Origin of the sequence: Roseovarius pacificus, from assembly GCF_900142665.1 — a bacterium.
GTDB lineage: Bacteria > Pseudomonadota > Alphaproteobacteria > Rhodobacterales > Rhodobacteraceae > Roseovarius > Roseovarius pacificus.
Genome location: NZ_FRBR01000018.1, coordinates 13,001 through 25,928, shown reverse-complemented (window position 1 = coordinate 25,928; position 12,928 = coordinate 13,001). Strand labels below are relative to the sequence as shown.

Annotated in this window: 11 protein-coding genes; 9 read left to right on the top strand and 2 right to left on the bottom strand. The window is 61.9% G+C overall.

Annotation, left to right across the window (positions count from 1 at the left end):
* The first annotated feature begins 336 nt into the window (after positions 1-336).
* The 9 genes from BUB53_RS19510 to BUB53_RS19470 all read left to right on the top strand — a co-directional run bounded on the left by BUB53_RS19510 (position 337) and on the right by BUB53_RS19470 (position 10,903).
* Positions 337-1,266, top strand: a complete 930-nt coding sequence (locus tag BUB53_RS19510; RefSeq protein WP_073037309.1) for a DUF2493 domain-containing protein — start codon at positions 337-339, stop codon at positions 1,264-1,266.
* Positions 1,267-1,398: 132 nt separating this feature from the next.
* Complete coding sequence (locus BUB53_RS19505) at positions 1,399-2,415, top strand: nucleotidyltransferase family protein (RefSeq protein WP_268238479.1); 1,017 nt, start codon at positions 1,399-1,401, stop codon at positions 2,413-2,415.
* 542 nt (positions 2,416-2,957) lie between these two features.
* On the top strand, positions 2,958-3,164 hold the full coding sequence (locus tag BUB53_RS19500) for a hypothetical protein (protein WP_064260176.1): 207 nt from the start codon (positions 2,958-2,960) through the stop codon (positions 3,162-3,164).
* 515 nt (positions 3,165-3,679) lie between these two features.
* Complete coding sequence (locus tag BUB53_RS19495; RefSeq protein WP_073037307.1) at positions 3,680-4,261, top strand: helix-turn-helix domain-containing protein; 582 nt, start codon at positions 3,680-3,682, stop codon at positions 4,259-4,261.
* Positions 4,248-6,581 (top strand): relaxase/mobilization nuclease domain-containing protein, encoded by a 2,334-nt coding sequence (locus BUB53_RS19490; protein WP_073037304.1) that lies wholly within the window; start codon positions 4,248-4,250, stop codon positions 6,579-6,581. Before BUB53_RS19495 ends, BUB53_RS19490 begins: the two co-directional genes overlap by 14 nt.
* A gap of 8 nt (positions 6,582-6,589) precedes the next feature.
* Positions 6,590-8,590: a type IV secretory system conjugative DNA transfer family protein gene (locus BUB53_RS19485; protein ID WP_073037302.1), complete on the top strand. Its 2,001-nt coding sequence runs from the start codon at positions 6,590-6,592 to the stop codon at positions 8,588-8,590.
* A 468-nt stretch (positions 8,591-9,058) separates the two neighbouring features.
* A complete protein-coding gene (locus BUB53_RS19480) occupies positions 9,059-10,057 on the top strand; it encodes a S1C family serine protease (protein WP_444544462.1) in 999 nt (332 codons plus the stop codon).
* Between the two features lie 96 nt (positions 10,058-10,153).
* A complete protein-coding gene (locus BUB53_RS19475; RefSeq protein ID WP_073037298.1) occupies positions 10,154-10,405 on the top strand; it encodes a TFIIB-type zinc ribbon-containing protein in 252 nt (83 codons plus the stop codon).
* Positions 10,406-10,438: 33 nt separating this feature from the next.
* Entirely contained in the window at positions 10,439-10,903 is a 465-nt protein-coding gene (locus tag BUB53_RS19470) for a pentapeptide repeat-containing protein (RefSeq protein WP_229709603.1), read from the top strand.
* Positions 10,904-10,942: 39 nt separating this feature from the next.
* Here the strand turns inward: BUB53_RS19470 and BUB53_RS19465 are convergent, their stop codons facing one another.
* Together BUB53_RS19465 and tnpC are read right to left on the bottom strand one after the other, a co-directional pair.
* Positions 10,943-11,281 carry a YnfA family protein gene (locus BUB53_RS19465; protein WP_073037356.1) on the bottom strand — a complete coding sequence of 113 codons (339 nt, stop codon included), beginning with the start codon at positions 11,279-11,281 and terminating at the stop codon, positions 10,943-10,945.
* The gene (tnpC, locus tag BUB53_RS19460; protein WP_073037296.1) at positions 11,281-12,876 is read right to left on the bottom strand and encodes an IS66 family transposase; all 1,596 of its coding nucleotides are present in this window, start codon (positions 12,874-12,876) and stop codon (positions 11,281-11,283) included. The genes BUB53_RS19465 and tnpC overlap by 1 nt, the downstream gene beginning before the upstream one ends.
* Positions 12,877-12,928 lie beyond the last annotated feature (52 nt).

Genomic DNA, 12,928 nt, shown 5'->3' with positions numbered 1-12,928 from the left:
CCGTCTTCCGCGTCCGGTCGGGCCGTTTGCCTGCTCGGGTCGGGCAAACCTACCGTCAAAACACACACACATGAGTGCGGAAGCATATCCTCCGGATGGCCCCCAAATCAGCCCGCGTCAAGGATCGCAAAACTTTTCAGCGAGGGCGGTGCCCGTGGCGGGGGGCGGTCCCGTGTGTGAGGGCGCGCATGTGTCGGGTGCTGCACGCAGAAAACTTTTGCGCCCGGCAAGCCGGCGGCTGCGCCGTCCCTGACCCGGGCAGATTCGGAAACCAGGCATTCGGCCATGCCCCCACACTCACGTGGTGGCTCCTCAACCGAATACTGGAGAACAGACATGGCTTACGACACCGCAAACACCTACGAGACCATCGAGCTTTTCGGACTGACCGAGAAGGACGCACAGCTGCCGATCCCGGAAGATCACATCCTGACCGACCGCGTCATCCGCGAGAGCTTCGAGGCTCTGCTTGGTCAGTTGCGCGGGACCGGGCTCGAAGCAGAAATCGAACCGCTCGCCCATGGGCTCGCCACGATCCTGCAGCGGCGCAAGGTGGCGCTCGGCAAGGAGGTCGACCGCACTGCGGACAAGATCGGCGCGCTGGCAAAGTCCCACGACGGGTCGGAGATCGCCGAGACCGCACTCGAAGAGGCGCAGGCGCGCTTTCTGCAGCTGCGCGAGATTGTCAGCGCCATCGAGGTGATGAGCGAGGCGGCGGCGGAATGCTACGAGATCGAGACGGGTCACGCCTTCATCCCGGCGGCAGGCTCGCGGGCGAGTGTCCGGGCGCAAGAGACCGGGGCGGTCTTCGAGGCCCGGCAGCTGCTCGAACAGCATGATCGCGAAACCGCCGAGAAGTCGAAAGTCGAGGGGGTGCCCCTGATCGTTTCGGGCGCCACCGACTGGACCGATGTCGATGTGATCTTCAACACGCTCGACAAGGTTCGCGAGCGGATCAAGCAGAACCGCAACCAGGAGATATTCCTCTGCCACAAGGGTGGCAAGCACGGGGCGGAGATGATCGCGGCTCGGTGGGCGCGGGCGCGCGGGGTAGCGCAAGCGCGCTTCGATCCGCGCTGGTCCGCACACGGGCGGGCGGCACCGTTCAAGTGCAACGACGAGATGCTAGACGACAAGTTCGCGGCGACGGGGGTTGTGCTCTTCGGCGGCAACGGGGTCGCGCTGAACCTCGGGCAGAAGGCGGAAGCGAAAGGCCTGACGGTCATGCGGGTTGCGGACCCGGCGAAGAAGGCGTCGCAGGATTGAAGAGAGAGGGTCGCCTTCGGGCGGCCCTTTCGTCGTTTTTTATGGGTGTGGACGTTCTCCAAATCACTTTGCCTAGCAATTTCCTGTTTTGATAGGTATATGAATGCCAAGCAAAACTTGGAAATGATAGGCATGACCCCACTCAGCAGCATCGCGATGAGCGCCTATACCGACCTGGTGCGTCTTCTGAAGGACGACGCCTTGTCCGGTGTCGAAGGCAAGCCCACGCTCAAGGAGCGTGGGGATAAGGCTTATTGGTATGCCGCTCGCCGTGTCGGGACGGAGATGCGGTTCATCTATATCGGCGAAGACAGCGACGAGACGCGCGCGCGCATCGACCGGATCGAAGAGCTGCGCGCAACGGCCAAGGATCGGCAGGCGGAACGGTCGCGGCTTGTCCGGCTCTTGCGTGCGGAAGGCATGACGCCCATCGACCGGGCGACCGGTTCCATCCTGTCGGCCATGGCCGCAGCCGGAACCTTCCGTTTGGGTGGCACCATCGTCGGAACCAATGCATTTCGCCTCTATGAAGGCGAGCTTGGTATCCGTCTGTCAATTGGCGGTATGGCCATTACTGGCGACATCGACATCGCGCAGTTCGAGAAGCTCAGCGTTGCGTTGCAGGATCAGGTCGACCCGGGTCTTGCCGAGACGTTCTCGGCGCTCAAATTCGATCCTCTGCCAGCTCTTGACCAAGGTCGGACATGGCGATGGGCCCAGGGTGGCAGCGGCCAGTTGGTCGAGTTCCTCACACCGGCGTTCGGAGATGAGACCATCCGTGATCTGCCAGCATTGGGCGTGAACGCCCAAGGATTGAACTATCTCAACTTCCTGATCGCTGAGCCGATCCACGCGGCGGCGATCTATCGATCCGGCGTTTTGGTCCAGGTCCCGCGCCCGGAGCGCTATGCAATCCACAAGCTGATCATTGCCGACCGGCGCCGCGATGGGGCAGGGAGCCTGAAATCCGCGAAGGACCGCGAGCAGGCGGCTTTCCTTATCGAAGCGATGGCCGAGGACCGGCCCGATGATCTGGCTCGGGCCTATGCCACCGCAATGGAGGTTGGGCCGCGCTGGCGGGAGCACATCGGCAACTCGCTGAAGCGAATGCCTGATACCAGCGGGTTGCTCGACAGCTTGGGCGCGTGATGGCCGTAACGGGGTCGCGCTTGGCGCGGCCCTTTCGTCATGTCTCATGGCGCGTGCGATCGGTCACACTTTTCAGCAACTCGCGGCGGCCAGCACCGTCATCCCTCTACCCAGCCCGTCAGAGTGCGGCCCATCCGCATCGGTACGGGTTGGGGATGGTGCGCACCTCACGCACATCGTCAGCATCGCAAGACACGAAGGCTCGAAACGTCGCACTTGAGGCCGAAGACTTGCGCGTCCCTCGGGTGGTGTTTCGGAACATCGCATCCACGCGGGCGGGCTCCGTCAGCACCCCGGCCAGGCTCGGCGGGACGCGGACGCGGATGGTGGTGGCTGCGTGATGGCAAGGGTCATCCGGATCACTCCTTTTTGCTCATAGATGTGGATCGCACGGGGTCGGCCCGTTCGTGCCCTCAGCTCACGCTTCGGCAAGTACAAATACGGCTTCCACGGCGGGGCCGCGGACCCTCCGCATTTGCGCTTGCGACCGGTCCTCTTGCCCCCGTGCCGGGTGATCCTCATCGCAATAAGGAGTAACCCAAATGACCAACCACTACGTCGCCACCGTTCCCGTCAAGTTCACCGATACCGATGGCCAGGAGCGCACCCGTTTTCAGCGCGTGGGCGCGATGTTCCGCAACACCCGCAACGGGGATGGATCGGAGTTCTTCAGCCTCAAGCTCGACTTCCCGGTCGCGGTCTCGGAGCTGGTGATGTTCCTACCGAGCGCGAAAGATCCCCAGGACTAAATCCTCTGACGAGGATGGCCGCCCCAGGACGATTTTGGGGCGGCCCGATCCCTGTTCCAGGGATGCTGGTCCTTGCGCGTTCAACGGACGCACTCCGCCCGGAATGACCAGGCCGCGACAGACCGGCCAGTCAGCCTCAAGGGGGCCATCCACAAAAACCTATCGGCCAGGGCCTCCCGGTTTTTGCGGCAGAGATTTGGGAACCCAAATCTGGCCCTCCTTGACCCTGCCTGTCCGCCCTGTCGGTGGGGTTTGCGCCCGCCCGCGGTTCCGTCCGAACACATGCGTGTTCGGCCAGAGCCTCGGGCGGGGCTGGCGGACCGGACCCCTAGGACAGGTGTCGCCCGGTGGTGAGGTCGGCAGAGCCGCGTCCCTGCGGGCCGCGGGGGAAGCGGACACCAAGGCTGCCTGAGCCTGAATGCGACGCAAGTATATAATTGACATATTGGTATATTATCGTAAGGTGGGGGCAGCCTTGGTGGAAGGTGGCAGGAAATAGGGGGTCTTTCTTCCGCATGTCCCGAACAAAACGCCTGACAGAGATCGAGAAAATGCAGATCGTTCACGAGGCCGCGGAGGGTGTGTCGACGTCTGAGCTTGCGGAGCGTTTTGGGGTTACGTCGCGGGCCGTGCGCTACGTCCTGAAAGCCGATGCCGAGCGTCAGACGGATGCCGCGATCCCGGTCTCGGCGGTCAGTGTGAAGGTCACCGCTGCGGAGCTTGCGGCGCTCGACGAGGTGCTGGCCGCCGCCGGGATCGAGAGCCGGGCCGAGGGGCTGCGGCGGCTCATTCAGGCGGCAGGCGGGGTGTTCGTTCCGGATGCGCAGATGGCAGCAGAGATGGCGCGCTACAGGGCCTCTCTGCACGAGGTCGGTAATGGGGTCGCGCAGATCGCCAAGCAGATGACTCAGGCCAATCGGCAGGGGCAGGGGGGCGGCTCGGAGTTCACCGAATTGCGGCTTGCGCAGATGCGCGGGCTGGCGCGGTTCATCCTGGATTCTGCTGACGAGATCGATCTGCTCCTGCGCCGTCGTCGCGACGCGATGCAGCTGGAGGCTACGGCCGCGCTGAGGGAGTTTGCCCATGCGGCTGAATGATGCCGTCCATACCGTCACTGGCGAGGTCTTCCGGGACGGCTGGAGCCGAATCCGAGGCTCGATGCAGGGGCTGCATGTCGCCAAGCAGAGCCAGCTTTCGCGCGCGGCAGCAGGGCATCGGCCAGCGGTCTTCAAGGCGATCCGGGGTGGGGGCACGCATACCAAATCGCAGCTGATGAACCAGCTCGATTACCTCACCACCAAGTCTACTCATATCGTGGACAGTAGCGGGTTCCTTGATGGCAAGGCGAAGCTCGAAGCGAAGGACATCAAGGACCTCACCGAGCGCTTTGCCAAGCGGTGGGATGCGGGCTTCAAGCCTAAGCTTGGGCAGACCACCCACATGCTCATGTCCTTCCCCATCGGCACGCGGGGCGAAGATGTGCGCGACATCGCGACGGATGTGGCCGAGCGGTTCTTCCAGACCGAAAAGGGGCACTTCGATTACATCATCGCAGTGCATGAAGACCGCGATCACCCCCATGCGCATCTGGTGCTGAACCGCCGGTCGCAGGAGGGCGAGTTCTTCTACCTGGGGCGCAACCATCGATTCAACTATGACGATTTCCGCCTCGCCATGGTCGAGGAGGCGGAGAAGTACGGCGTGCGGCTGGAAGCGACGCGCCGGGTGGATCGCGGGGTCGTGCATTACCCGGCCCGCACAAGCGAGGTCTATGCGGCGAAAGAAGAGGGCCGCGCACCCCGCGAGCGGGAACGCGTGGGGCAGGACCTGACCCGGACGCTGGCGGAAATCGCCAACACCAGAACCGTCTACCATTCGCTTGCTGCGGAGGCCTCGAGGGAGGCCCGCGAGGATATTGCCGCAGCACTCTTCCGCGCGGGCGAGGTGCTGGCGCATGGCGGGCAGGTGGACCGAACAGGAGATGTGTATATGGCCGAGGATCAAAGCTTCGAGGATCTGAGAAGCCTCTATGCGGAAAAGCTCGCGCGGGTGCAGGGCATGATCGCCGAGAAGTCTGACGCGGAACGTCCCGTGCTGGAAAAACGCCTCATCGAGATCCAGACGCAGGTCCAGCACATGCAGCCTCTCGGTTTGCGATCATCCACGCTGTCAGAGACCCCCTCGGAAGGCGGGATCTATTCCGAAGCCAATATCGACGCCAGCCAGCGCGAGCGTCTGTCAGAGCCCGATCTGAGATCGCGCATTGACGCGGCACTACGGGGCACCGGGATCAGCACATCGGAAGTGGTGGCCCGGATCGAGACGGGCGCCTCAAATGCAGCGCTCGAGCATCAATGGATCGCCAATGATCTCTCCAAAGTGGCTGAGGCGCGCGATCTGAACCTCGAACGGCGCGCCGATCTGGAACAGGCGCGCGACATTCTCAACGATGTGCATGTCGCGCTCGGCACGCTGCTGGAACGGGAGAACGTGCTGCGCCGGGATGGCGTCGTGGAAGCAGAAGCGGTCAGCGAGCGGTTCCATTATCACCGGGACGCGGTCCGGGCGATGGAAGGGACAATCCGTCAGGAAATGCGCGCAGACGGCCTGACAGCGCAGCAGATCGAGGACCGGGACTGGGAGGTTGTCTCAAGGGCGGAGCGCCGGATCGAGACCGAGCAGCGCGCATATCTCGAGGCACACCCGGACTTGCTCGCACGTCCCGGCGATGTGATCGACCGGTCTGAGCCCTACAGGGAGACCATCACCGATGCGGCCCGCGCCAGCGAGATCACCCGCGAGGTCGACCGCATCATGGAGGGACGCGACCTCCGCACGCCCGTTGCAGACGCTGTCACGGATGACTTGCGCGCGCGCTATCCGGACATGCCGTCCCACCTTGCCCGTGGCCTCGGCGCGACCTATGCGGCCGTCGTCGAGATAAGCGACACGGAGGTCATCAATCAGGTCCGCCGCGAAACCGAGATGCGCGATGGGCTCGGGTCTGGCACGCGCGACGCACTCCTCGCAGCCCGCGGTGAAACTGCGTCGCAGTCTGACCGTGCCGACCGCCTTGCAGACGAGATTGCGCGTGTTCTGGACCATGAGCGGGCCGGGGAATTGTCCGCGCCCTTCGAGACCGAGGCGGAGCGGGACGCCTTCCGTGGCGAGATCGCGCGGGTGCTGGACGTTCGCCAACTCGACCGGCTCACATCTGGCGATGCCGATGCGCTGGACAAGGTTCTCGAGGACCGCCTCGACCGGCTCTATGTCGCCAAGGTCTACCTGCAATCGGATGCAGCGACGGCCAACACGGAGGCCTTGCGCCAGGTGGTCGATGATCTTGCCGACACCGAATATGAAAAACACCGCACCACAGACGTGGATGGCGAGACCGAGCGGGGTCAGGTCCATTGAGCGCGCCCATGGGAAAAGCGCGGATCGCCACGGGGGTCTTTTTGGTAACGCTGGTGACCGGGGCCATGGGCTATACCATCGCCTCGGCGGTGCTGACCTACCAGGATCTCGGGTTCGGGGCCGAGATCGACTTTGCCTATATCGCGCAGAACTACATGGCGATCCTCGATCGCCGCCCGGAGGACGCGCAACTTATTCACTTGATCATCGGCAGCTTCGCCGCCGCCGGGCTGATGCTGAGCCTCGCCCTCTCGGGGTCCGCTCTGACACGGTTTGGCCAGACCCATTGGCAGACCGCGCGCGAGATGAAGGCCAATGGCTTCTTCGGGGCGCCGGGCACCGGGTTCATCCTCGGCAAGCTGGGGCCGCCGGGCTCCCGCGCCAACTACATCTGCTCCAAGGTCTTCCCGCATGCGCTGATCGTGGCCCCCACGGGCCGCGGCAAGACCACGGGCTTTGTCATTCCGAACCTGCTGACCTGGCAAGGCTCCGCCGTGACGCTCGATGTGAAGGGCGAGTGTTTCGAGGCCACGGCCCGGCACCGCGCAGCCCAAGGCGACAAGGTCTATCGCTTTGCCCCCACCGATTGGGAGGGCAAGCGCACGCATCGCTACAACCCGCTCCTGCGCATCTATGAGTTGAAAGATCCCGCGCGCCAGCAGATGGAATTGCAGCTCCTGGCGACGCTCTTCCTGCAAAGCGACAATGACCGGGTGCAGGGGCTGCTCAAGGGCGGGATCGATCTCTTTGTGGCAGCAGGGCTCTTGGCCTTCCAGCGCAAGCGTCCGACCTTGGGCGAGATCTACCGCATCGCCGCCTCGGGCGGGAACAAGCAGAAGGAGTATTTCGCGCGGGGCCATGAGGTGGACAACAGGGCCGCCAAGCTGATCTTCACGCGGCTGGCCTCGACCAACAACGATACGCTGACCTCTTACGTCTCGCTCCTGATGACATCGGGGCTCGATCAATGGCAGAACCCGGCCATCGATGAGGCGACAGCGGTGTCGGATTTTGATTTCCGAACGATCCGCAAGAAGCCCTTTTCGGTCTATCTCGTGGTCCAGCCGCTGATGGTGAAGCCCCTCGCACCCCTGATCCGGCTGTTCTTTTCCGATCTCCTCTCAGCCATGCAGGAAAAGGACCCCGGGCCGGATGAGCCCTGGCCCGTAATGATCATGCTCGACGAGTTCAATCGTCTCGGCAAGATGCCCATCGTGGTCGAGAGCATCGAGACCCTGCGGACCTATCGCGGGCATTTGGCCGTGGTCACGCAAACCATCCCCGCCCTCGATGAAATCTACGGCGAAAACACCCGCCGCGCGCTGCAGGGCAACGCCGGCGTGAAGCTCTACCTGACGCCCTCGGATGAGAAAACCGTCGAGGAGCTCAGCAAAGCAGTGGGCAAGACCACGAAGACCGTTGTCACGCGCTCCCAGTCCATCGGCAAGAACCCCTTCGAGGGCCGCAGCCAATCGACACGGACCGAAGAAAGCTCTCTCCTGCCCGAAGATGAGGCGCGCCGTCTGCCGCTCGATGAAATCGTCATGGTCATCGATGCCCAGATGCCGGTCCGTGCGAAGCGGATCCAGTACTTCGACGATCGGCTGTTCAAGGCGATCCACGCGGCGCAGACAGGGGAGTTGCCGTTTCCGAAGCCGGGAGGAGGGGGATCGCAAGGCACGCTGCCGCTGAGTGTGCGCGCCATGCCGATGACGCCGCCGTCGGATGGGCCAGGGGGAACAGAAGCCGATGTGGAGAGGGCGAGCCAGGCTGGCGATGGTCAACCGTCAGGCCAAGCCGACGCCGTTCCAAAAAAAACCGCGCCTGTCGTTCAAGCCGTCATCGCCGAGGAACAGCGCCAGATGGAGATGGATTTTGGCAGCGGCGTTGTGGATTCTGAAGCTGCGAGCGTAGCTGATGAGGCGCAGATGCGCTCCGCCGTCGATGGCTTGGACGAAATGGAAGCGATGCTGCAGGAGGGGAATGGTGGAAAATTGATAGCTCGATAAGGGCAGCAAACTTTCGCCCCCGAGTCAAGCAGGGGCCGCCAAAGGGCTTGAGGTTCGCAGGAGGTAAAGTCTCCGCCTAATCATTTTTTCGATAAGAACTGATCACAGAAAGACATACTTACATCAATGCAGAAATGAAAGGCCAGCGAATTGAATAATTCCAACGACGCAGAACAGCCGACGGCAGATCGTAAGACAAAGACCTGACGTGTTTTGCCAGACGGGCCGAAAATAGCTATGCCTAAGGGTCGCTGGAGGACCGTGTCGTGGCCTCCGGCCATGGTTGAAATCGAAAAGCCATGCCCCTTAATTCACGTATGAAGACCGAGTTTGAACCAAGATCACTGTTTGGATAGAGCCATGTTGATCAACAGGAAGCCTTTCGTCGCATTTGTTATCGGATTGATTGTTGCGGGGGCTGCGGCATTCATCTCTGCAGACCTTTGGCGCGAACCTGATGCGCAGATAGTGACGCCGAGAGGCGCCCTTGCGCCGCATGAAAACACCACCATCGCGCTATTCGAGACGGCGCGCGGGTCGGTGGTCTCTATCACGACCGAAGAGCGCGTCCTGGATCCCTGGTCACGACGGGCGATGGACGTACCACGGGGAACTGGATCGGGCTTCGTGTGGGACGATCAGGGCCATATCGTGACCAACAATCATGTGATCGCCGGTGCGTCCGGTGCGCGAGTCAGGCTGGCGGATGGCCGTGTTCTCGACGCAGCACTTGTCGGAACTGCCCCCCAGCACGACCTGGCCGTTCTCAGGATCGACACGGGGCTCGATGCACCTCGCCCACTAACCATCGGCGAGAGCGGGAGCTTGCAGGTCGGCCAGTCGGTTCTGGCCATCGGCAATCCCTTCGGTCTCGATTGGACGCTGACGACCGGCATCGTCTCGGCGCTCGACCGGGAGATCCCGACACGTGGCGGTGCAACAATCGAAGGCCTGATCCAGACCGATGCCGCAATCAACCCCGGCAATTCTGGTGGCCCGCTGATCGATAGTGCAGGGCGTCTGATCGGGGTGAACACGGCGATTTTCAGCCCATCGGGATCCAGTGCCGGGATCGGGTTCGCGGTGCCGGTAGATACGGTGAGCCGCGTTGTTCCCCAGCTGATCTCAACCGGCACGTATCGGCCCCCCGTGTTGGGCATCCGCCACAGTGACAGGATCAATCAGTTGGCCGCGCAACAGGGTCTCGAGGGAGTTCTTGTCCTTGGTGTGGAGCCCGGGTCACCCGCTGCTGTCGCTGGACTGCGCGCAGCCCGGCAAGCCCCCTCGGGCCACCTCGTACCGGGCGATGTTATCACGGCCATAGATGGGCGGGCTATCAGATCCTCGGAAGACATCAACGATGCACTTGACGCCTACGCGCCCGGCGACAGGGTGGCCATTTCCCTGCTGCGAGACGGGTCCGAGCTCGAAACCTCTGTTGTCCTTGCATCGCCGCAATCGGGCTGAGTTTGCCGCTCGCGCAATTATCAGCCTGCGCGCATTGGAATCCTGCTGAAAGTGCTTACGTCCTCTGAGGATAGAAGTCACACAGGAGTAGAACGCATGCAATGTCCCGTAGATGGTGAAACATTGGTGATTGCCGAGCGCAGCGGTGTCGAAATCGACTATTGCCCCAAGTGTCGCGGTGTCTGGCTGGATCGCGGTGAACTCGACAAGATCATCGAACGGGCGGGGCCTCCTTCTTCTGTGCCCGCCCAGGAATATCGGCAGGACACGCGGGGGACTGACTCGCACGCTGGACGCCCCTACAAGAAGAAGCGCGAATCCTTCCTTGGCGATCTGTTCGATTTCTAGGGCGTGAAGTGTTTCAATCGCGAGTTTCGAGAGTTGAAAAAGAACAAGAAGAACGTGGCGTTTAGCCCCGCGATTTCCGCACTCGTTCTGTTCCTTTCGGCATCTTCTGTCGCGGCTCAAGAGGCGAGCGACGCGTCGCAGCTGAGAATGCTCGGACAATGCCAGGCGTGCAGTTTCGAAGGGCTGGATCGCAGCGAAAGCAAGCTGACAGGGGTCGATCTGAAAGAGTCGACCCTGCGGGCAATAGATTTCGCCGGCGCGAACCTCAGCATCGCGCTATTTGATTTCGCCGTGATCGAGAACGTCTCGTTTGACGGTGCAAATCTAGGCGGCGCGAGCTTCAGAGGGGCGCGTCTGGTCAACGTGACTTTCGAAGGAGCGGATCTTACGGCCGCTGTCTTTGAAGACGCGATCCTCGAAGGCACCGACATAACGGCTGGACGTCTTTGCAACACACAGATGCCGAACGAGACCATCGACAATACCGAGTGCGATTGACCCAGCAGTCATGCGTAACCGCTCGATTGAGACCGCAGGTTATTTTTGGAGCATGGGTGCGATCAAGATTATCGCCATCCCGGTGAGGCAGAAGATTGCGCCGATGATATCCCATCGGGTCGGGATCTGGCCCTCTACGGCCCATAGCCACGCGATGGATGCAGCGATGTATATGCCGCCATAGGCCGCATATGCGCGGCCTGCGAAGTCAACCTCAACCTTCGTCAACAGGTAGGCGAACAAGACGAGGGATAGGGCACCGGGGATGAGCCAGAGAGCAGTGCGGTCAAGACGCAACCAGGCCCAGAATGCGAAACATCCTATGATCTCAGCGAGCGCGGCCAATACATATATGCCGATAGAGGAGAAGATGTTTATTACGGGCAATGTGCGCTCCAATTCCACGGCAACAGTTCATTCAGCCGGTTTATCTTGTGATCGTGGATACGGTCGAGGATGTCGGCGAGATAGGCCAGCGGGTCGAGACCGTTCAGCTTGGCGGTTTCAATGACGGTCATCGCACGTGCGAGGGTTTCCGCACCGGTATCTGCCCCTGCAAATAACCAATTCTTACGTCCAATTCCAATAGGTCGCAGGGCACGTTCAGCAGGGTTGTTGTCGATTGCCACACGTCCATCGGTCAGAAACAGGCTGAAGGCCTCCTGTCGACTGAGGCCGTAGCGGAAGGCTTTGGCCAGGTCGCTTTTACCCGGGATGCGCAGAAGCTGTTGTTCGGACCAAGCAAAGAAGGCCTCAACCTTTGGTCTGCTCAGATTTTGACGCGTCGCATAACGGACGTCAGCGGGCTGACCGGTGATGTCGCGCTCGATGTCGTAGAACTTACCGATCCGGTCGAGCGCCTCGCGGGCGATCTCGGACTTGGTCGACGCCCAAAAGTCGTGGAAGTCTCGGCGCAGGTGAGCCCAACAGGCCGCTTCGCGCAAACGCCGCGTGCCATCGGGGTCTGGCTCATAGAGCTTGGCATAACCCTTGTAGCCGTCAGCCTGAAGGATGCCGCGGGCGTTCGCCAGATGGCCGAGAACATGCTCTTCCTTCCAGTCTGGCGCGAAGCGATAGACTGCACCCGGTGGCGATGCCCCCGCCCAAGGCCGCTGGTCACGCACATAGGCCCAGATGCGGCCTTGTTTGACACCTTTGCCCAGTCCCTTGTCGCGCAAAGAGCGATCCAGCACCCGGATGGGTGTGTCGTCCGCATGCAGCAGATCGCTGACCATGATGTCCGCCTCGATCCGTGTGATCAGCGGCTGCAGCGTCTTCATGGCCCGTCCGCACCAGCCAACCAGCGTGCTTTCGGGGATATCCGCTCTCATGCGAGCGAAGATTTCGTGCTGGCGATACAAAGGCAAATGGTCGTCAAACTTCGAGATCAGCACATGTGCGAGCAGGCTCGGCCCTGCCATGCTGCCCGGGATCGGACGGCTGGGGGCCGGTTCCTGCACCATCCGCTCACAACGGCGGCAGGACTTCTTGATCCGGGCGATCTGGATCACCTTCATCTGGGCAGCAATCATGTCGAGGAGTTCGCTGACATCCTCACCCACCACGCGCAGATCGCCGCCACAGTCGGGGCAGCAAGCACCGGGGTCCAGTTCGCGGCGCTCGCGCGGGGTCTCATCCGAGACACGTGGTCGGCGGCGCAAAGCGGGTGCATCGGCAGCTTCCGGTGACGGTTCATTCTGCCCTTCGTTGATGGGCGCGTCATCTTCCTCGGCAACCGCGACCAGCAGGTCTTCGAGCGCCAACTCCAACTGATCGATCTCGCGCTCGATCTTTTCCGAGGACTTGCCGAAAGCCAGTTTCTGCAATTTGGCGATCCGCAGGCGAAGCGCCTGAACCAGCTGGTCATGAACGCGCAACGTAGCCGATATCTTGGCATTCTCCGCTTGCAAAGCCGCGATCATCGCCTTCAATTCCGCGGGATCATCGGGGAGGTTTTCGGCGTGTTTAGACATGCGCCTGACTACCAAAAGTCAGGTTAAAGCACCATATAAATAACACAAATCC

Bases quoted from the DNA above. Each gene is read 5' to 3' on its own strand.
- BUB53_RS19495 (WP_073037307.1), top strand. From the start codon at position 3,680: ATGTCCCGAACAAAACGCCTGACAGAGATCGAGAAAATGCAGATCGTT.
- BUB53_RS19500 (WP_064260176.1), top strand. From the start codon at position 2,958: ATGACCAACCACTACGTCGCCACCGTTCCCGTCAAGTTCACCGATACC.
- BUB53_RS19475 (WP_073037298.1), top strand. From the start codon at position 10,154: ATGCAATGTCCCGTAGATGGTGAAACATTGGTGATTGCCGAGCGCAGC.
- BUB53_RS19510 (WP_073037309.1), top strand. From the start codon at position 337: ATGGCTTACGACACCGCAAACACCTACGAGACCATCGAGCTTTTCGGA.
- BUB53_RS19485 (WP_073037302.1), top strand. From the start codon at position 6,590: ATGGGAAAAGCGCGGATCGCCACGGGGGTCTTTTTGGTAACGCTGGTG.
- BUB53_RS19505 (WP_268238479.1), top strand. From the start codon at position 1,399: ATGACCCCACTCAGCAGCATCGCGATGAGCGCCTATACCGACCTGGTG.
- BUB53_RS19490 (WP_073037304.1), top strand. From the start codon at position 4,248: ATGCGGCTGAATGATGCCGTCCATACCGTCACTGGCGAGGTCTTCCGG.
- tnpC (WP_073037296.1), bottom strand. From the start codon at position 12,876: ATGTCTAAACACGCCGAAAACCTCCCCGATGATCCCGCGGAATTGAAG.